This is a genomic window from Nostoc sp. (genome assembly GCF_036917815.1).
GTDB lineage: Bacteria > Cyanobacteriota > Cyanobacteriia > Cyanobacteriales > Nostocaceae > Nostoc.
In genome coordinates, this window is the sequence record NZ_JBALEK010000100.1 from 165,999 (window position 1) to 185,494 (window position 19,496).

At 43.3% G+C, this 19,496-nt stretch carries 15 protein-coding genes; 7 read left to right on the forward strand and 8 right to left on the reverse strand.

Annotation, left to right across the window (positions count from 1 at the left end; all coding sequences use genetic code 11):
• Positions 1 to 137 precede the first annotated feature (137 nt).
• Both V7K97_RS30580 and V7K97_RS30585 read left to right on the forward strand, forming a co-directional pair.
• Complete coding sequence (locus V7K97_RS30580; RefSeq protein ID WP_334804717.1) at positions 138 to 1,559, forward strand: aspartate ammonia-lyase; 1,422 nt, start codon at positions 138 to 140, stop codon at positions 1,557 to 1,559.
• A gap of 142 nt (positions 1,560 to 1,701) precedes the next feature.
• Positions 1,702 to 2,673 carry a DUF362 domain-containing protein gene (locus tag V7K97_RS30585; protein WP_334804718.1) on the forward strand — a complete coding sequence of 324 codons (972 nt, stop codon included), beginning with the start codon at positions 1,702 to 1,704 and terminating at the stop codon, positions 2,671 to 2,673.
• A gap of 268 nt (positions 2,674 to 2,941) precedes the next feature.
• On the opposite strand, the gene modB is transcribed toward V7K97_RS30585, so the two are convergent.
• Together modB and V7K97_RS30595 are read right to left on the reverse strand one after the other, a co-directional pair.
• Positions 2,942 to 4,777, reverse strand: a complete 1,836-nt coding sequence (gene modB / locus V7K97_RS30590) for a molybdate ABC transporter permease subunit (RefSeq protein ID WP_334804719.1) — start codon at positions 4,775 to 4,777, stop codon at positions 2,942 to 2,944.
• Positions 4,778 to 5,109: 332 nt separating this feature from the next.
• Positions 5,110 to 6,012, reverse strand: coding sequence for a class I SAM-dependent methyltransferase (locus tag V7K97_RS30595; protein ID WP_334804721.1), 903 nt, complete (start codon positions 6,010 to 6,012; stop codon positions 5,110 to 5,112).
• Between the two features lie 263 nt (positions 6,013 to 6,275).
• On the opposite strand from V7K97_RS30595, the gene V7K97_RS30600 reads away from it, so the two are divergent.
• Positions 6,276 to 7,787, forward strand: coding sequence for a hydroxysqualene dehydroxylase (locus V7K97_RS30600; protein WP_334804722.1), 1,512 nt, complete (start codon positions 6,276 to 6,278; stop codon positions 7,785 to 7,787).
• An 81-nt stretch (positions 7,788 to 7,868) separates the two neighbouring features.
• On the opposite strand, the gene V7K97_RS30605 is transcribed toward V7K97_RS30600, so the two are convergent.
• Together V7K97_RS30605 and V7K97_RS30610 are read right to left on the reverse strand one after the other, a co-directional pair.
• Positions 7,869 to 8,000, reverse strand: a complete 132-nt coding sequence (locus V7K97_RS30605) for a hypothetical protein (RefSeq protein WP_334804723.1) — start codon at positions 7,998 to 8,000, stop codon at positions 7,869 to 7,871.
• Positions 8,001 to 8,065: 65 nt separating this feature from the next.
• Positions 8,066 to 8,569, reverse strand: a complete 504-nt coding sequence (locus V7K97_RS30610; RefSeq protein WP_334804724.1) for a 2TM domain-containing protein — start codon at positions 8,567 to 8,569, stop codon at positions 8,066 to 8,068.
• A gap of 308 nt (positions 8,570 to 8,877) precedes the next feature.
• Between V7K97_RS30610 and V7K97_RS30615 the strand changes: the two genes are divergently transcribed.
• Both V7K97_RS30615 and V7K97_RS30620 read left to right on the forward strand, forming a co-directional pair.
• The gene (locus tag V7K97_RS30615; RefSeq protein ID WP_334804725.1) at positions 8,878 to 9,594 is read left to right on the forward strand and encodes an ROK family protein; all 717 of its coding nucleotides are present in this window, start codon (positions 8,878 to 8,880) and stop codon (positions 9,592 to 9,594) included.
• A gap of 416 nt (positions 9,595 to 10,010) precedes the next feature.
• Positions 10,011 to 10,307, forward strand: coding sequence for a hypothetical protein (locus tag V7K97_RS30620; protein ID WP_334804726.1), 297 nt, complete (start codon positions 10,011 to 10,013; stop codon positions 10,305 to 10,307).
• Between the two features lie 16 nt (positions 10,308 to 10,323).
• On the opposite strand, the gene V7K97_RS30625 is transcribed toward V7K97_RS30620, so the two are convergent.
• From V7K97_RS30625 to V7K97_RS30640, 4 genes are all read right to left on the reverse strand, one after another.
• Complete coding sequence (locus V7K97_RS30625) at positions 10,324 to 13,077, reverse strand: DUF3769 domain-containing protein (RefSeq protein WP_334804728.1); 2,754 nt, start codon at positions 13,075 to 13,077, stop codon at positions 10,324 to 10,326.
• 297 nt (positions 13,078 to 13,374) lie between these two features.
• The gene (locus tag V7K97_RS30630) at positions 13,375 to 13,491 is read right to left on the reverse strand and encodes a photosystem II reaction center protein I (RefSeq protein ID WP_041566417.1); all 117 of its coding nucleotides are present in this window, start codon (positions 13,489 to 13,491) and stop codon (positions 13,375 to 13,377) included.
• A gap of 363 nt (positions 13,492 to 13,854) precedes the next feature.
• Positions 13,855 to 14,550 (reverse strand): acyltransferase, encoded by a 696-nt coding sequence (locus tag V7K97_RS30635; RefSeq protein ID WP_334804729.1) that lies wholly within the window; start codon positions 14,548 to 14,550, stop codon positions 13,855 to 13,857.
• 714 nt (positions 14,551 to 15,264) lie between these two features.
• Positions 15,265 to 15,393, reverse strand: coding sequence for a hypothetical protein (locus tag V7K97_RS30640; protein ID WP_334804730.1), 129 nt, complete (start codon positions 15,391 to 15,393; stop codon positions 15,265 to 15,267).
• 610 nt (positions 15,394 to 16,003) lie between these two features.
• On the opposite strand from V7K97_RS30640, the gene V7K97_RS30645 reads away from it, so the two are divergent.
• Together V7K97_RS30645 and glgP are read left to right on the forward strand one after the other, a co-directional pair.
• The gene (locus V7K97_RS30645) at positions 16,004 to 16,327 is read left to right on the forward strand and encodes a hypothetical protein (RefSeq protein WP_334804731.1); all 324 of its coding nucleotides are present in this window, start codon (positions 16,004 to 16,006) and stop codon (positions 16,325 to 16,327) included.
• Between the two features lie 565 nt (positions 16,328 to 16,892).
• Positions 16,893 to 19,460: an alpha-glucan family phosphorylase gene (gene glgP / locus V7K97_RS30650; RefSeq protein ID WP_334804732.1), complete on the forward strand. Its 2,568-nt coding sequence runs from the start codon at positions 16,893 to 16,895 to the stop codon at positions 19,458 to 19,460.
• Positions 19,461 to 19,496: the final 36 nt, after the last annotated feature.

Here is a 19,496-nt window from a genome sequence, read left to right on the forward strand (position 1 = left end):
TCTCCATTAATAAATTTAGTTGCCCTGTGATCAGGAAGAGGCAGAGGGGACAAACTTACTACAACTTCTCTTTGTCTCCCCACTTTCTCCCTAAGCGTGGGAAAATCTGTTTTCTGTAGCTCTCTTAAAACAATACTATGACTCAACACCCAGACTCCCAATTTCGCATCGAACGCGATTCGATGGGCGATCACCAAATTGCTAGTAGCCTTTATTACGGCATTCAAACGCTACGGGCAATCGAAAACTTCCCCATTAGCGGCATCAAGCCTTTGCCTACTTACGTAGATGCTGGATTGATAATTAAAAAAGCTACAGCAATTGTCAATGGTGAACTTAATTGCATTCCTCAAGATATTAGTCAGGCGATTGTCCAAGCAACTGATGAAATCTTGGCTGGGAAGTTCCGGGATCAATTTGTCGTGGATGTTTATCAGGCGGGTGCGGGAACATCCCACCACATGAATATCAACGAAGTTCTCGCAAATCGCGCCTTAGAAATTCTTGGTGAAGAAAAGGGCAATTACAAACGTGTTAGTCCTAACGATCATGTTAATTATGGGCAGTCTACCAATGATGTGATTCCCACTGCAATTAGAATTGGTGGTTTATTGGCATTATCCAAGATATTACACCCAGCAATAGATGGTGCGATCGCGTCCTTAGAAAACAAAGCTGTAGAATTTCAAGATATCGTCAAATCTGGCAGAACCCACTTACAAGACGCTGTACCTGTGCGTTTGGGTGAGAATTTTCGGGCTTGGGCGCAAATTCTTACAGAACACCAAAACCGGATTTATACCGCCTCTGGAGATTTGATGGTGCTGGGTTTGGGAGGTAGTGCAGCTGGAACGGGGTTAAATACTCATCCTCTGTATCGCGCCCGTGTGGTAGAAATTCTTTCAGAATTGATTGACACTCCTTTAGAACCTGCGCCCCATCTCATGGCAGCCATGCAAAGTATGGCACCATTTGTAAATGTTTCCGGTGCTTTACGCAACTTAGCGCAGGATTTAGTCAAAATATCTCACGATTTGCGACTGATGGATTCGGGGCCAAAAACAGGCTTAAAAGAAATTCAACTGCCTCCAGTGCAACCCGGTTCCTCAATTATGCCAGGGAAATATAATCCAGTGATGGCAGAGATGACATCAATGGTGTGTTTTCAGGTGATGGGTTACGACAGTGCGATCGCTTTAGCCGCACAAGCCGGACAATTAGAATTAAATGTGATGATGCCACTGATTGCCTATAACCTAATTCACAGTATCGAAATTCTCGGTAATACCATCGCCGCACTCACCGAACGCTGCATTGGTGGAATTACTGCGAATCAGGAACGTTGTTTAGCTTATGCCGAAGGCAGTTTAGCTTTAGTAACGGCACTAAATACCCACATCGGTTATTTAGATGCCGCAGCTGTTGCCAAAGAATCTTTAGAAACAGGTAAATCCCTGCGGCAAATTGTTTTAGAACGAGGATTGATGAGTGAAACAGACTTAGCCACAGTGTTAAATCTAGAACAAATGAGTGGTATCTTACCGCTCAAAACACAATAATAGGTTACGGGGCATTGGGCATGGGGCATGGGGCATTGGACAATAACTAATAGTTCTTTTCTCCCTGCCTCCCCTGCTTCCCCTGCCTCCCCTGCCTCTCCCACTCCCCACTCCCTACTCCCTACTCCCCAATTTATTATCCATGCAGACTCAAAAACCATCTGTTAGTCTCATTCGGGCTACATCTTACGAACGAGAAGCCTTACGGGAATCTTTAGTCATTCTCCTGGAACCTTTTGGAGGAATGGCAGCGTTTGTGAAAAAAGGCGATCGCGTTTTACTAAAACCTAATCTACTTACAGGTACGCGTCCTGGTAAAGAGTGTATCACCCGTGCGGAATTAGTTTATGAAGTTGCCAAGATGGTAATTGAGGTTGGCGGTAAACCATTCTTGGGCGATAGTCCGGCTTTTGGCAGTGCCAAGGGCGTAGCAGTGGCAAATGGCTATTTGCCTATTTTAGAAGAACTGAATCTTCCCATTATCGATTTTCACGGTCAGCGTTACCAAACCATTAGTGACAATTTTAACCATCTGCGGCTGTCTAAAGAAGCAATGGAAGCAGATGTAGTAATTAACCTACCGAAAGTGAAATCTCATGCCCAATTGACATTAACCCTGGGCGTAAAAAACTTATTTGGTTGCGTTCCCGGCAAAATGAAAGCTTGGTGGCATATCGAAGCTGGAAAAGATGCCAATAGATTTGGTGAAATGTTAGTAGAAACTGCCAGGGCAATTAACCCTAACTTAACCATACTAGATGGCATCATCGGTCATGAAGGAAATGGCCCCAGCAACGGGGAACCTCGCCAACTGGGAATTTTAGCAGCCGCATCAGATATATTTGCCTTAGATCGGGCAATGGTGGAAATTCTCAATGTTCCTCCTGAACAAGTGCCTACAGTTGCAGCTTCCCAAAGACTAGGAGTTTGTCCAGAACTTGCTGCCATCGAGTTTCCGCATTTAAATCCTGACTTATTAAAAATAGAAGATTGGCGACTACCAGACAAGTTGATGCCCATCGATTTTGGTATGCCCCGCGTAATTAAATCTACGTTTAAGCATCTTTACACCCGATTTATTAAGGAACCAATGAGTGTTTATGGAAGGGAGTAGGGAGATGAGGGAGATGGGGGAGATGAGGGGGAGATGGGGAAAATAACCTATTCCCAATCCCCAGTTCAAGTACTAACCCAAGTTGCGGGTTATCAAATTTTAAATTTTTTGCATCCCTCCGCTATCTTCTCAGCCTGCTCAAAAGCCAAATGATTTTTCCCCCTTCGTGCAGCATCTTATAGAAAAGGCATGAGAACTTTCTCAGACAGAGGTACAGACAGAAAGAGTAAATTCAGCAATGCTTTGCTCTGTCTGTACATCTCTGCGTTCACTCCATCAAAATCAAGCGCAGAGGATCTAAACGCACATACCAAGGAAAAGGTTGGTCTTTCATCGTCGCCCATTTTTCTTTGAAGACTTCAGCTTGCAGATGGTAATCTTGAGAATTCTTACCAACAGAATGTAATTTGAGAAATAACGTCATTCGATGGGGCGTTTCACTTGCTTGTACTACCCAACAGGGAAAGGTATTTTCCTGTGATGAGTCGTTGGTAAAAATGAACTGATGGGCACGAATGCCGATGTGGGATAATTCGCTCTTGACTGGTTCAATTACTTGAAGAGTACAACCCCAATCAGTCGCTTCTACCTGTTGTGATGACTGGCGAACAGCACGGGAGAAGTTTTTACATCCAGTGAGTTGGGCGACACTCACAGTAGCCGGATGCTCGAAAATCTCATGTTTGCTGCCATAATGAATGGCTCTACCATGCTCCAATACCAACAGATTCGGACAAATCCGATAAGCTTCTTCCATATTATGGGTGACAAATAGAGTCACACCTTGGTAGTCAGTTAGAGTTTCTGTCATTTGCTGCTCTAATTGGCTACGCAGATGGGTATCAAGTGCCGAAAACGGCTCATCTAAAAGCAATGCTTCCGGTTGACTTGCCAATGCTCTGGCTAAGGCTACCCGTTGTTGTTGTCCCCCTGAGAGTTGGTGCGGATAGCGATCGCCTAATCCCTGCAACTGCATCGCTATTAGTTGCTCTTCTACCTGTACTCTAATACTCCCAGCAGATAGTTTTTTGGGCAAGCCAAAAGCAATATTTTGCGCCACACTCATATTCGGAAAGAGGGCGTAATTCTGCACTAAAAAACCGATGCGGCGATCGCGGCTAGGTAAATTAATTCCTTGTTCTGAGTCAAACAGGACTCTCCCATTTAAAACTATGCGCCCTCTTGTAGGTGTTTCTATCCCCGCAAGACAGCGTAAAATCATGCTCTTACCCGCCCCCGAACCCCCCAATAACCCCAAAGGTTGCTCATCAGTACTGAAAGCAACTTTTAAATCAAAGCTAGGAAGGATTTTTTCAATGTTGACTAATAATCCACTAGATTCAAGACTAGAGCGCGGAGTATAAAGAATTTCTCCCCCAGCTAAGAGCTCCCGTTCGGCTACGCTCACGGCAAGCCTGCTCCCTGCTCCCCCCGCTCCCCTCCTCTTTTCCCTCAATTCTTGCCAGAAGTTAACTGCAATAATTCCAGATAGAGAAATCGCCATAATCGCGATCGCCCAAAACCAAGCTTCGTTCATTGCTCCCGCTTCCACAGCAAAATAAATCGCCATTGGGATTGTCTGCGTTTGTCCGGGAATGTTACCAGCTAGCATCAGCGTCGCCCCAAATTCTCCCAAAGCACGGGCAAAAGCCAGCATTGTGGCGGCGACAATGCCGGGTAGTGCTAGAGGTAAACTGATGCGCCAAAAGATTGTGGCTTCAGTTGCACCAAGGGTTCTGGCTACTCGCAGCAAGTTCCCATCTATTTGTTCAAAGGCTCCTAGTGCAGTTTTATACATTAATGGGAAAGAAACTACCGTAGCTGCGATCGCTGCACCATACCAAGTAAAAACGATGGTAAAGTCAAAAGCCCCCATGAGTTTCCCTACAGGGCCATTTTTCCCAAAAAATAGCAGCAACAAGAACCCAACAACCGTAGGTGGTAAAATTAGAGGCGCAATAAAGATACCCTCAATCAACGATTTCCCTTTGCCACGATATCCCAGCATCCAGTAGGCAGCAGCAATACCGAAGAAGAAGGTGATAAATGTGGCAAGGAATGAAGTTTTGAGTGATATCCAAAGAGGCGAGAAATCCAATGGCATAGTTGTCTGGGGAAGAATTAGCTCAACTAATCCCTAATTTACCAACTTTAATCTGAAAAATTTAGTAAAAGTTGGTAAATTACATAACAACGCTGTAGGGGCACAGCATCAACTTAGAGCCAGGGCGAATGGAATTCGCGGCTACACAAACAAAGTCCACCTCCGTGGACTAATACAAAATCAAGGATTCTTAACCCACGGAGGTGGGTTTTGCCTGTGTAGACAAGCCAGTGCGTTGGGCGGCTCCGCCGACTTGAAGCACCTGGCGCGCGGTTTCTAACCGCCCTTTTAACTACGACAGGTGTAATTCAAATAGATGAAAATAGCTGTAATTAGTCCAGTTGACTGCTGTAGGCACTAAAACCATAAGCCAAAGTTTCTTTTAAATTACCTGATGGCTTGAGACTTCTGTTGATAGCATTAGCAAACGGTACTGGGATTCCTTTGATGGTTTCCGGCAAAATTGCATATTCTTCTGTTGGTTCGACAATGTATTGGGAACACTTCGCTTTCATCCCAGCAGTCGCTAACATTTCTTCTATTTCGGCAGCTGAATATTGCTTGAGATAAACTGGATTTCTCACAAATGGGTTCAGCCTTCTGATAAAATTATGGATAATATGAGAAGGACAAGACTTGTTGTGAAAGGAATGATTAAAAACAAAAATTCCACCAGGTTTTAGCACACGAGATATATCAGCCAACAAATTTCTTAATTGTGCATCTGGGATATGCATAAAGACACAGTTAGAAATTACCAAATCTATAGAATTATCTTCTAAAGGCAATATTTCAGCAGAAGTGCAAATCAAGTTAAATTCAGCTTCTGGGAAAAAATTATATTCTTGTTTAACCTTGATTAACCGCCGTAATAAAGGCTCAGAAATATCAATGCCATAATATTTCTCGCATCTCAGATTTTTCGCTTTAGAAAGATGCAAAGGTGCGCGACCATAACCAGAACCAATTTCCAGAATAGAACCGACAGATTTATTCAACGGAAATTTGTTCCAAGTACCTCCAGGCGTTCCAGTTAGCAGAGTGTAATCTTGTTTAATGGGCGATGCATCTGTAATTTTTTCGATTTTTTGGGAACCATAATAGGTTTTACCAATTGCGTCCCATGTTTTTTTATGTTGAGTATTATTCAATTGTTCATAGTCGCTAGGAAAATAAATCCCATCTCGTAATTCAAAGTCATTCAAACTGAATTTTACATCTGCTAATTGAGACATTATGATTATTCCTCATGAATAGTTTAAGTCTGTTTTCTGTTATACTCTTAACTCAGCATTAACCGCAAGTGATTTTTACTGAACTGCTTACGGGAAGCTTTTTTTAAAGTCTATAGCTGTTTTAAATTCGATAGGATACGACAGATTTGCTACCAAAGCGCCTATTGCATCCAAAGGAAAACCGCTATAATAACAACCCGTCGCCTGATTAGAACCCAAGTTCGTATACATTAATTGATGGACTGCAACAATTGGAGGCTGTGATGGTAGAAGGGTCACAACAAAAACGGGTAGTAGTTGTAGGTGCTGGTTGGGCTGGTTTAGGAGCAACCTACCATTTGGCAAAACAAGGTTATGACGTTACCCTTGTAGAAGCAGGCCCCTATCCCGGTGGATTGGTGGCAGGTTGGCAAACAGCCGCCGGAAAATCTGTAGAAGCTGGCATTCATGGCTTTTGGTATCCTTACAGAAATATTTTTTCCCTAATCAATGAATTAGGAATTAATCCTTTTACTACTTGGACTCGTTCTTCGCAATATTCGCCAGCAGGTTTGGAAGTTGAATCACCAATTTTTCAAGACTTACCGCGACTCCCCTCGCCACTGGGAACTTTTCTCTACACTCAGTTTAAGCGGCTACCACTAATTGACCGTCTTAGCGCCCTCCCTTTACTTTATGCTGTTGTTGATTTTAACAATTCTGATGCAGCTTGGCGGCGCTATGATTTTGTAACCGCCCGTGAATTGTTCAAAGATTTTAACGTTTCTGCACGGCTTTACCGTGAGGCTTTTGAACCGATGTTATTAGTGGGTTTATTTGCCCCTGGTGAACAATGTTCAGCCGCCGCCACTTTAGGGATGCTTTACTTTTTTATTCTGGCTCATCAACCGGATTTTGATGTAGTTTGGTGTCGGGGAACTGTGGGGGAAAAGATATTTCGTCCTTGGGTGGAACGGATTGAAAAAGCTGGTGTGCGAGTCTTACCCAAGCGTCGGGTTACAGATTTAATTGTTGATAGTAATCATCGAGCCAAGGGTGTGGTTTGCGGTGATGAAGTAATTGAAGCAGATGCCGTGATTTTTGCGGTTGGAATCACGGGGATGAAGAAAATTGTCTCAACTAGTCCTATTTTGCAAAGCCGTGAAGAATTCCGTAATTTGAGCAATTTAGGAGCAATTGATGTTTTAGCAACGCGACTATGGTTTGACCGCAAAATTGATATTCCTCGTCCTTCTAATGCTTGTTTTGGATTCGACACAAGTACAGGTTGGACGTTTTTTGATTTGAATGCTCTACATGATGAATATCGGGATGAGCCGGGAACGGTGATTGAAGCTGATTTCTATCACGCGAATCAGTTCCTGGGTTTGAGTGATGAGGAGATTTTAGCAATCGTTCAGGGTTATTTAGCAACTTGTGTACCAGGGTTTCGGGAAGCAAAGATCATTGATAGCAGTGTAATTAGGCTATCTCAGGCGGTGACTCACTTTGCACCTGGTAGCTATCGTTATATGTTGCCCGCTAAGACAAGTTTTGAAAATGTGTTTATGAGTGGGGATTGGATTGTAAACCGTCATGGTTCCTGGTCGCAGGAAAAGGCTTATGTTACTGGTTTGGAGGCGGCGAATTTGGTGGTGTCTTATTTGGGAGAAGGTCAGCCATCTGAGATTTTAGCTGTAGAACAGGATGAAGTGCATATCCAAGTGGCGCGATCGCTCAACCAAATTTGGCGTGACTTGGGCAAATCTATTCTACCTAACTTTTGGTTACCCTAATGTATGTATATTTCTCGCAAATCTAGTTAATCATTAATTGTAATCTAAATTCGGTAAGCTAAAGAAAGCGATCGCAGCATATCAGCTAATTCGCTCTAGCAGTACCTCATTAATAACTGTTTGATAGCCAATACCTGTCACGGCTTCCTCAAATGTAATACCATGCTTAAGAAAATTAGACTCAGCTTTGTTGCCGTCCCACTCAAAGCGCATTTATAGTATATACCAAAAATCTGTCCTCCAGTTATTTTATACTGGCTGATAGCCAAGCAAATCTACTAAGCCTGCAATATCTTAAACCACTTATTCAAAACTGTGCTGATGGTTTTCTTAATCTGATGTTTACGACTCCACTTCTGGAATGCCATTTCATACTCTTCGCCTTTGATTTGAAAGGTATTCCAGACATCAAGACCTACAGGCAATACGCAGAACAGTGAAATGTACAGCGACCAAGAAATTCCGCCACCAGTGATGAAATCTACCAGTATTAAAAAGCCATTGAAAATTGCATAATTGCCTAGACGCTTCTGAAATCTTCTGATGCGGTAAGCGTCAAAGGCTTTTCGTTGTTGGACTTGGCCTTGTTGTACTAACCAATCGCGTTCTGCTAATTTTAAAGACTCTGGTGAGATTTCTAACTCAGCAGCAATTTCTAATATCTGCTCATAAGAAAATTCTGTGTCTTTGTCATCAGCTTGACGAGCGATCGCTAAGTGCAGTATTTGTTGGACATCTTCTTGGCTATAAGAGCGGATGCTTTGAGTTTCAAAGGCTGTCATAATTCTTTCTCTTATATTACTTTTAATAGAAATTTGCGGCTCGATAGATTTTAAGCAGTTATGCCAGTGCTATTCCCCTTATCCTTACATTAGCAAATCTAGATGCTGTCCTGCATCTAAATGTATTGGATTTTTAACTTTGGGCATGGGGCAGGAGGCAGAAGTTCTTTTATTGGGAATTTGGAATTTGGAATTGATTTCTACCCACTCCCCCTCAATATAAAGACTCTCCAAACATCAGGATATTATCAGATGCGGCAGAGCATAATTAATAACGAAATAACAAGCATTAACAAGGATGTCATTCAATGGTTGAAGAAAATGGATCGATTCGTACCCTATCCGTTGATATTGGCGGTAGTGGCGTTAAGGCTATGGTTTTGGATATTACAGGGAATCCGGTAACGGAAAGAGCGCGTTTAGATACACCCCAACCTGCTACACCAGAGGTTGTAATTAATGCAATTGTTGTGTTGGCAGCCGCTCAAGGTGAATTTCATCGCGTTTCGGTCGGTTTTCCTGGTGTGGTGCGGTATGGAGTCACGGAAACGGCGGTAAACTTACATCCAGATTGGATCGGATTTGATTTTGAAACAGCATTATTAAAACACTTAAACAAGCCTGTGCGGGTGATTAATGATGCAGATATGCAGGGGTTGGGAGCGATCGCAGGTAAAGGTGTAGAATTGGTGATTACTCTGGGTACAGGGTTTGGTTCGGCTTTATTTGTAGATGGTAAGCTAGTGCCAAATATGGAAATGGGGCATCATCCATTTCGCAAAGGAGAGACTTTCGAGCAGCAATTGCAGCGTGCAGAGTTAGAAAAAATTGGTGATAAAAGATGGAATAAACGTTTAGAAAAAGCGATCGCATCCTTGCAACATCTGTTTAATTATGATTATCTTTACATTGGCGGCGGGGAAGCTGTGAGAGTGAATCTTCAGCTACCTTTAAATGTCAAACTCATCCCCAATATCACTGGTTTGTTAGGTGGTATTGCTTTGTGGCGAGATGAGAAAAGGTAAAAAGTTTTTCAGTATCCTCAACTGGGCGTACTAAGCGATGTCTAAGGGCAGGCTACGCCTAAGCGCATTTTATTAAGGTGCATCCTTTTTCAAAATTATCCTCGTTAGAAAACAATACGCTTGGGTTAAGGAAAATTGTAGGTTGGGTTAAGCAAAGCCCCGATAATGTTGGGTTTCCTTCCTCAAACGCCAGATGCTTCTCCCTGGGCGCTAGCCTCTCACGGGTGGGAGAAGACCGCGCTGGCTCCCCAGCCTACACAATTTCAGGTTTTTGACGCTAACCCAAGCGTATTGCGTTATAAAACTTCATTACGAATTATTTTAATAATTTTTATTTATGATTTTGAGCAGAAATTATATTAGCTACTATTGATACTTTCCCTTAAAGTGAAATGAGCAATTTTGAATACACGTATATGATATTAATCATGGAAAATATTAATCCCATTCCAGAAATACTTGGTGAAACAACCGACGTGGAATCTTGGCTGATTCGAGCTGGGCTAAGATTTTCAGACTTAGGTAACGATGCCGCCAGTATAGCAATCCGCAAGCAATGGCGAGAGTACCAAGCCGCAGTTCAAAGATGCTGTGCAACTCTACACCAACCACCGTCAGGTGTTCAACTAAGCGGCGACTATGCCAACCTGAGAATACCTGGTGGTACATCAACCAATTCTGCAATCAGCTGTCGAGTCGTCCCAAATCCTTAGACTGGGCAAAAGTTGACTAATTACCCTGTTGCACACCGTTCACTACTGGCTTAACTTCTGAAAATGGATCAGTGCCGCCACCCCAGTTAAAATCACTAATTCTGATGCTGAAGCCGCCTAGCTGCAACACCGGATTGTAACGTAAGGTGATGCCATAGCTACGACGACTATATTCCACAATGTAGTCGGTGCTAGTTTGTACACCAGTATCCAAGTTAATAGATGTTTGGAAGCCCAAGCGAAAAGGTCCGTAGATTTGCTGTGATATCCCAGCGCTCAAGACTTTGTTATCAACAGACCGATCAAACAAAAAGGGTGAGAATCCGTTATTTAAACTTTGGGAGAAACTGATATTAAAGGCGGTATAGTCTAAAAAAGTCCGAGAAAAATGACCAATTTGACCTTGTAAGCCAATGGTACCAGTTAAGGTGCTTTGGCTATCACCACTGCTGTAATAACTGCTAGTACCTGTAACGCCCGTGAACACTTGCAAGTAAGGAACTACAGGATTAGCCGTGTATCGTAATCCCTCAGTGGCAGTGGGTGCTAATGGTTTTCCCCGCCACAGTAAAAACCCGCGATTGAGGGAAGCACTGCCTTGTAAACGACTTAATGAGATCAGACCGGTTGCCTCCTGCGGTTGTTTTAGTAAGTCTTGGCGATCGGTATTGGCATTGATATACTCAGCACTTGCCTGATAGGTGAGGTTGATTCCACTTTTTCCTAAAGGAATTACAGGAGAGGAAAGAATGCCGCCAAAACTGCTCTGGACAGTTTGAAAGCCGAGGCTGCCGTTGTATAGAAGATCGCGGTAATTATATTGTAAATTCAACATATAGGGAAGGCGATCACCTATTTTCTGGTGCAATGCTAAATCCACCCGCAAATTGTTTTCCACCTGGCTCAAGTCAAGACTGCTTAACTGCCCAGTCCCCTGAAGTGTTGTCCGTGGACTCAAAACAGAATTTATCGTTGTCTTCACACCAAATAGTGCGCCTAAGTCACCCGTGCCTTCTTGCACAGCTCTCTGTACTAATAACTGGGGCGTGATCGTCCAGTGAGTCTGGCTTGTACTAATCACTGAAAAGCCACGCTGAATATAGAAACCACCCCGATCAGTTCCATCATAACCAGGGGAGACTAGAAAGGGTGTAACGTCCCTTTGGTTGCGGTCAATAGTCCACCGATCCAGCAGAATTGGTAAGGAGAATGTTTGATCAAATACCAAACGCTGTCGCTGTGTGCTAAGGGTCTCTACCAAGGGTGTCTCTTCCGTCAGAGTTGCTTGATCTGCGCGTAATTCTAGTTCTGGGGGCGAAAAAGGATCATTGGTGATGCGGACATTGCTTCCTTGCCAGCCGTGCGGATAGAAGTCAATGTGTTCAGCTTCAAACCTGAGCCGATTGACTACACCCCCTGATTTTAGTGGCGAGAGGTTGCTAGGATCTGTCTGATCGCCAATTGTCGTATTAATTCCTCCAGGGCTGCTCACACCTGAAAGGGGTTGATTGGCTGTAACGCGATCGCTTAGAGTACGTTTTTGGACTCCACTCGTAGTTACATCCGTGGGTAAAAATGCTAAATCTGTTTGTGCTGAGGGTACGTAAATTTCTCCTCTAGCATTTTCCAGTTCCCCGCTATCTTGAACAAAGTTATAGGTAAAGCGTTGTCCATGCAGTATCTGACGGCCCCTTGTTAAAGTGACGTTGCCTTCCCCCGCAGCGATCAAGTTATCCAAATTGACTTGCAAGCGATCGGCATCCACTACCGCCCCATCAAATCGCACAACTACATTACCAACAGCTGTAATAATTCGCTGTTGCTCATCATATTCTTGCCGATCTGAAGTAACTTCCACAGTTCTCGGTGTGGCTGGCAGCGTCCTAGCTGGGGCAGTTGTCGCAGATGGTTGACGTTGTGGCTGATTACTGGTGTTTACCTTTGGTGTAGGCGTTGGTTGCTGGACTTGGGACTGGAATTCTACAGTGATGGGCTTTGATAGTTGGTTTGTCGGGTTACGAGACTTGAATTCTATAAAATTTTGTACTGATTGAGAACCCGGTGCAAGATCAGTAGTAGATACAGAAATATTGTCTCCTTTTGGAGACTCTTGTGTAGTAATATCACGTTGCTGTTTTTCTTGGGTTAACTTCTCAGCGACAATTTCCGCCTTGGACTCGACTAACTTGTGGCTATCTGCGATCGGGGCAATTTCCAGAGGAGGCGGAGATTGGGCGACAAGGGGATTTGGGGAAACTCTATAGCTAAAGGTACCAGAATCCACAATGCCTTCTCTTGGGATTTTCCCTTTACGCAGGGCTGAAATTAGGAGAAGTTGCGATCGCCCGATGCCGATGCTCGGACTTGTCTTTGTATTTTCTTGATCTTGGCCATTAGAGGTTGTAACCTCTTGTGTGGGATAACCAACTACAAGCGGTTGCCCCAAAAATGCAGCACTTCTAGAACCTGTGAGTGGGGAAGTTTCTGGTGGGAAGGTTTCTGGTGAATGAGGTACAGAGGGAGTTTCGGCAACTACCAAGTTATCTTGGGTTGAGTTGAGCAGAGTTCGCAATGGCGGATCACTCTTGGTGTTACCCGCAATTGCCAACTGAGCCAAATTCTTGGGCTGTTTGGATTTGTCTGTCTTTTCGCGTATTCCAGTATCTACACCTGAAAGAAATTTTGTATGACTAGCAGATGAGGCGGGATTTACAGGTTGTAAAGATTCGACGATAGGAGGCGGATCGGGCGGCAGAACTGGATGAAGCATATTTGAGCAAAATCGGGCTAACAAACAGCCAAATGACGGACGGAAGGATAAACATACATTTTGCCTTCCGACTGTCGCCTTCTGCCACTTATAGCAAGCCACTTGCAGGAAGAAACTTACTACGCAAAAGTTTACAGAACTTACGCAAACAATAGCCGAAACCCTGGTTTTCAGATGTAAGAGCAATTCATGAATTGCCCCAGGGCGCGTCTAGTTTTGCGTAAGTCCTAGTTTAGTAAGTATCCGTGGCGTTTAGTATCTTCTGCCTTTCGGAGTCGCGGATGATTTATCGCCCTTTTACTCTAAGTCCCGACGGCCGGGGTTACGAGCTGGATCGTTCGACAAAAATCCGAAGATGAAGATAGTTACGAAGAAGGCAACAACAATATAAACAGCGATTTTTAAAGTCAGCATAGAAATATCTCCAACGGGTAAAACAAAGAGAGCTTTTCTTTCAGGATCTGCCATGCAGAAAAGATGGCTACTTTATATTACCCAAATCTCGTCCCTTTTTTAGAGGACTCTGGGGACTGGGGACTGAGGATTAGGGACTGGGGACTGGCAGTAACTATCCTACGGTTATTGAGAATGGTGCAAAATGTCAGTTGTCTGACTTTTAGATGCCCTTAATAAATAACTCAGAGATTGTTTACTCTTGTGACGTTAACCTACGGCAAAGGTTTCCCAAAATAGTTAATAATGCCCCATGCCCCATGCTTCTCTACGAGAGGCTGCGCCAACGACTGCGCTCAGTACAAGTGCCCAATGCCCAATTTCTCAGCTTGAAGTAATGCTTAAGTCTTTGCCAATTCGGTTTTTGATTACTCGTGCAGGTATGCCTACAGCAACGGAGAAAGGAGGAATATCTCTATTGACAACTGCTCCCGCACCAATAACGCTGCCTTTGCCGATGGTAACGCCATCTAATACCGTTACTCCATGCCCTAGCCAACAATCATCCTCGATCGCAATTCCTTTCCGAGTAACACCTTGGTATTTGATCAGCTCCATCGGCTCGGCAAAATTATGATTATTGGCATATATCCCTGAGTGGGCAGCAATCAAGCAGTGTTTACCAATTTTAATGTCTCCTGGCCCCTCAATACACACGTTGGGAGCAATAAATGTGTCTTCATCAATATGTATATACGTATCTTCCAAAGACCCTATATCAACGTTACGCTCAATAGCGACTCTATTTCCTACATGAATCCTATTATTTTTGTGTCCTCTAGCATCCATCCGCACACCTTTAAAAATATAGACTCCACTGCCGATCTCAATACAAGAAGTACCGTTAAATTCAACACCATTCTGAATATACACTTGACTGCCTATCTGGGCAAAAATACTCCGATATCCCAAATTACGCAACTTTGTCCCTAGAAGAAGTGTTGGGATATCTCCTAACACCGTAGTTACTAAAAGTTCTTGCACACGCTGCAATTTTGAGAAATATTCCTTGTGATGCATGGTTACATATCTCTTCAATCAATTGTTGTTGACAGTGTTAAAAGTTGTTTTGGCTGTATCCTAATCTTCTGCAAATACCAACCGCGTTACTATTTATTGGCACAGGAGGTAACTTGGCAGTATTACCTAAATTTCCCAATATTTTAGATGGTTTTTCAACAGTTGAAAAACCCAAGTTTGGCTTCTTTTTTACCAGAGCAATTAACAAAACAATTTCAGTGCATTGCCGGATAAAAGCTCAGACTATAGCGCTAGATACCTAACCCCCAAGCCCTTCCATTAAAATTTAAAGCCTCTCTCTTTTTCCTTTATAGGAGAGAGGTTTGGAGAGCTAAAAGTTTGATTGCAAGTTTCATCTACTCAAAGCTTTTCAAGATAGAGATCAGAATGTATTGGATACAAACGAGCATAGACGCGGAGCGGCTTGTCGTCAGACATCGCTATATGAAATTGTCTGATGAGACAATTTACTGTTTTGATTATCCGGCAAATTTGCAAAGCTTGTTATGCAACTGGGGATAGAGTTGTTTGCCTTGAGGCTACTTCCTCTCAGGCGGTTTTAGTCTTTTAAAACAACTCAGTTTCCCAAGCTATTTTGCAACAAAAAATACATTTAACTAGACTATTTCAAAGATTTAGATAAATTTTATGCCTAGCATGACAATGTAATTATTGTTGGATTCCTCTGGGTATTTTTGCCCAAATAAAATCCAATTAGGGTGGATTATCTCCCACATCAGCCATCACATTGAAGTTAACCATCGGTGCAAACAAGTAAGCGCTTCCCCGACTGCTATGACGACTTTCTGGCAACGAATTTTTAGGGTATGCTGCTCGAATCATGTTGCACACGGATGATTTACAGGCTAACCAATTCACGTTTGTAATTAGGTGAATGGTTTCTAATAACAATTGCTTTTAACGATAACACATTTTATTTTTAGTGGAACACTCTCAATAAATAAGTTGATTTTCGGGTTGTTTGTTGATGAGAATTGTGGAAATCAGTTAACTTTTTTACTGGAGCGATGCCTAGGTTGGGCAAAGCCTACGTTACTATAAAATAATTTTATCCACTTAGATAAAATCCCTTGGTTACGAGGAATAAAAAATGCTGTAAGCGGTTAATTAGCATTTTTGTATATATTTCTACCGTTGCTTGTCCAAGTAATTTTATGATTGGGCATTAAACTCAGAATGATATCTACTATACTGATGACACCCTATTCTTGAAAAAGCTAAGATGTTTTTCTTCGCTATGAATTGTATCTAAAAATTTGTAAATCACCCATTCGGGTGAGCCAAGCGGGTGATGCGTGCTTGGCACTACTCATTATAAATTTTATTGAAGGAAAGCTAAGACGTAGCTTAATTTTCAGGGTAAGCCTACAAAACAAGATCAAATTGCCCAAATTGAGGTATCGGTTTTTAACTCACACACTTGGTTCAAATTATGGCTTTAATTAAAGAAATTGTGCAAGAAGCTCTAACTACTGGCTATCTAAGTGTTGTAGCGGAAGATAAACTGCGATCGCAACTTCAAAGTAATTATGACTCAGAAGACCTAGATGCCTGGATCATTTTACAGCGAGCTATTGGAGCCGGTGGTGTCAAACAAGAGTCCCGCCGAAAAAAAGCTTCCCTCACTCCTAAAGCCAAGGACGCTTCATCGAGTATCAAACTTGCTTATCAAATGGCGGCGGAAATTGCTTATGCAGCAGCCGTAGCTCTGACAATGACAAAAAGTACTAAAGATCAGCCTTCACTAGGTGCATAAAATAACACGTTACTACGTTATTTTTCTGCTTTAATGTCAACATTTAATACCAAGTAGTTAGCGTAGGCATAGCCCAACCCAGGCATCGCCTTTCCTGCTTAACTACTTGGTACTGTTTTTACCAAGCCAACGATATATTAAGTAACGCATCACCTTAAACTAAGCTTAATCTCACACGGCTTTTTTCCCAGCGCAAATTTATTAAAAAATAGTTAAATTTTTAACCTTCCTGGATACAGCTATGAGGAATTTTCACCCTTAGCCAAGACCTGAGAATTGATCCCCGAAAGCAATAGTAAAATAAATATAAATTATTTGTTCAAAACTAAATTTTTTTAAGTGATATATGCCAGTAAATGATTAAATCTTAAAATACCAAGTATATGGCTGAGTGTGAGGCATAGAATTAGAAACACCTTGGTGTAAACTTTAGCAACGAGGTTAAAAAGAATTCTCAATGTTTAACGAAGTCATCGCTTTTTCACAAAGTACAGTGTGAAGAATTGGCAACATTGGTAAAGAGAGTAAACAATAACCATAGCTAAACTTGGAGTTTTGCCAACCTATGCAGCCAATTCGCACATTTAACGTATCTCCTTCACTACCGCCGCGACTGGAACCACTACGGCGGCTAGCATATAACTTGCACTGGGATTGGAACGTTGATACTAAAGATTTATTTCGTCGCTTAGACTCCGACCTATGGGAGTCTAGCCATCATAATCCGGTGTTAATGCTGGGTACTATCTCTCAATCACGGCTTCTGGAAGTTGTGGAAGATGAAGGGTTCCTAGCGCAAATGGATCGATCTGACCGTCAGTTAGAAGATTATTTGCAAGAGCGCACCTGGTATCAGAAACAACGGGAGGAGAAACCAAAGGAATGCTTCGCCTATTTTTCGGCGGAATTTGGACTTGTAGATTGTTTGCCGGTCTATTCTGGGGGCTTGGGCGTTCTGGCGGGGGATCACCTCAAATCTGCCAGTGACCTGGGGCTACCGCTTGTAGGCGTAGGTTTACTGTATCAGCAAGGCTACTTTGCCCAGTATCTCAATGCCGATGGCTGGCAGCAAGAACGCTATCTGCTCAACGATTTCCACAATATGCCCTTGCATCTAGAGCGCAATCCCGATAGTTCAGAACTGCGAATTGCGGTAGATTATCCAGGGCGCAAGGTGTATGCCAGAGTTTGGCGCGTACAAGTAGGAACGGTGCCTCTATATCTGCTGGACACCAACATTGAACCTAACAATGTTTACGACCACGACATTACAGATCAGCTGTATGGTGGCGACATTGATATGCGTATCCACCAGGAAATTATGCTGGGGATCGGTGGTGTGCAAATGCTCAAAGCCTTGGGGCTGAAAGTCACCGCCTACCACATGAATGAAGGTCACGCCGCCTTCTCTGCCCTAGAACGCATCCGTTTGCTGATTCAGGAAGAAGGACTGAATTATGCCCAAGCTAAACAGGTGGTGGCTTCCAGTAATATTTTTACCACCCACACGCCAGTACCAGCCGGAATTGACTTGTTTGCTCCCGATAAAATTTTGCACTACCTAGGGTACTATGCAGAGATATTTGGGTTGCCCAAAGAGCAATTTCTCGGACTGGGGCGCGAGAATATAGGCGATTTATCTGGGCCTTTCAGTATGGCGGTGCTGGCACTGAAGATGGCGACATTTTCTAACGGTGTCGCCCAACTGCATGGTGTAGTGTCGCGGCAAATGTTCCAGGGCTTGTGGAAGAAAGTACCAGTAGAGGAAGTGCCGATCGCTGCAATTACTAACGGTGTCCACGCTCGGAGTTGTGTGGCGAAATCGACTCAAGAATTGTACGATCGCTACCTGGGACCCAACTGGTCATCAGCACCACTAGATAGCCCATTGTGGGAGCGGATGGAAGCCATACCAGATGAGGAGTTGTGGCGCAATCACGAACGCTGCCGCTTAGATATGGTTTTGTATGTGCGAGAGCATTTGGTTAAGCATCTGCGCGATCGCGGTGCTTCCGCCTCCGAAATTTTCCAAGCCCAAGAAGTTTTAGATCCTTACGCTTTCACCATTGGCTTTGCCCGTCGCTTTGCCACCTACAAACGCGCTACCCTCTGGATGCGTGATTTAGATCGCATTAAACGGCTTTTACTAGCTAACAAAGACCGGAAAGTGCAATTTGTGATTGCTGGTAAGGCACATCCCAAGGATATTCCCGGTAAAGAACTCATCCGCGACATCAATCACTTTATCCGCGAACAACACTTAGAAAAACAGGTAGTGTTTGTTCCCAATTACGACATTCATATTGCCCGGTTGATGGTTTCAGGTTGCGATATTTGGTTAAACACACCGCGTCGTCCACGGGAAGCCTCTGGTACCAGTGGCATGAAAGCCGCAATGAATGGATTGCCGAATTTAAGTGTACTAGATGGCTGGTGGGATGAAGCTGATTACGTCCGCACGGGCTGGGCGATTGGACATGGAGAGAATTACGACGATCCTAACTACCAAGATGAAGTAGAAGCAAACGCTCTTTATGAGTTGTTAGAGAAGGAAGTTGTACCGCTATTTTATGAACATCGAGATCCTGATGGCTTACCCCGTCCGTGGGTTGCCAAAATGAAGGATGCAATTCGGTTAAATTGTCCGTTCTTTAATACAGCACGGATGGTAAGAGAATATGCCGGACGAGCTTATTTCCCGGCTAGCGATCGCTATCATACCCTGACTGTTGATAACTATGCTCCGGCTAAAGAACTAGCTGCTTGGAAAGAAAAACTGGGCGAACACTGGTTCAACATCAAAATCAAAGATATTGATGTATCAGCAGCTTCAGACGACATTGAGGTTAACCAAACCGTTGCTGTCAAAGCCAAGCTTGACTTAGCAACTTTGACGAATAATGATGTACAGGTGGAGTTATATCAAGGTGCGATCGATGCCAATGGTGAGATTGTCAACGCTATACCAGTGGTGATGAATTACCAAGGCGAGGATGCACAGCAATTGAGTATTTACACGGGTAATATCACCTATACCGCTTCTGGTTTGCAAGGATTGTCTTTGCGTGTATTACCGAAAAATAAAAATCTGGCTAATCCTTATGAACCAAGGTTGATTGCTTGGGCAGAATAAGAGGGCTAAGTAATTTTTGAATACTCAAGACTAGGC

What these genes read in the sequence shown, in the direction of transcription:
- V7K97_RS30580 (WP_334804717.1), top strand. Translation starts at nt 138, where the DNA reads ATGACTCAACACCCAGACTCCCAATTTCGCATCGAACGCGATTCGATG.
- V7K97_RS30585 (WP_334804718.1), top strand. Translation starts at nt 1,702, where the DNA reads ATGCAGACTCAAAAACCATCTGTTAGTCTCATTCGGGCTACATCTTAC.
- modB (WP_334804719.1), bottom strand. Translation starts at nt 4,777, where the DNA reads ATGCCATTGGATTTCTCGCCTCTTTGGATATCACTCAAAACTTCATTC.
- V7K97_RS30595 (WP_334804721.1), bottom strand. Translation starts at nt 6,012, where the DNA reads ATGTCTCAATTAGCAGATGTAAAATTCAGTTTGAATGACTTTGAATTA.
- V7K97_RS30600 (WP_334804722.1), top strand. Translation starts at nt 6,276, where the DNA reads ATGGTAGAAGGGTCACAACAAAAACGGGTAGTAGTTGTAGGTGCTGGT.
- V7K97_RS30605 (WP_334804723.1), bottom strand. Translation starts at nt 8,000, where the DNA reads ATGCGCTTTGAGTGGGACGGCAACAAAGCTGAGTCTAATTTTCTTAAG.
- V7K97_RS30610 (WP_334804724.1), bottom strand. Translation starts at nt 8,569, where the DNA reads ATGACAGCCTTTGAAACTCAAAGCATCCGCTCTTATAGCCAAGAAGAT.
- V7K97_RS30615 (WP_334804725.1), top strand. Translation starts at nt 8,878, where the DNA reads ATGGTTGAAGAAAATGGATCGATTCGTACCCTATCCGTTGATATTGGC.
- V7K97_RS30620 (WP_334804726.1), top strand. Translation starts at nt 10,011, where the DNA reads ATGATATTAATCATGGAAAATATTAATCCCATTCCAGAAATACTTGGT.
- V7K97_RS30625 (WP_334804728.1), bottom strand. Translation starts at nt 13,077, where the DNA reads ATGCTTCATCCAGTTCTGCCGCCCGATCCGCCTCCTATCGTCGAATCT.
- V7K97_RS30630 (WP_041566417.1), bottom strand. Translation starts at nt 13,491, where the DNA reads ATGCTGACTTTAAAAATCGCTGTTTATATTGTTGTTGCCTTCTTCGTA.
- V7K97_RS30635 (WP_334804729.1), bottom strand. Translation starts at nt 14,550, where the DNA reads ATGCATCACAAGGAATATTTCTCAAAATTGCAGCGTGTGCAAGAACTT.
- V7K97_RS30640 (WP_334804730.1), bottom strand. Translation starts at nt 15,393, where the DNA reads ATGATTCGAGCAGCATACCCTAAAAATTCGTTGCCAGAAAGTCGTCAT.
- V7K97_RS30645 (WP_334804731.1), top strand. Translation starts at nt 16,004, where the DNA reads ATGGCTTTAATTAAAGAAATTGTGCAAGAAGCTCTAACTACTGGCTAT.
- glgP (WP_334804732.1), top strand. Translation starts at nt 16,893, where the DNA reads ATGCAGCCAATTCGCACATTTAACGTATCTCCTTCACTACCGCCGCGA.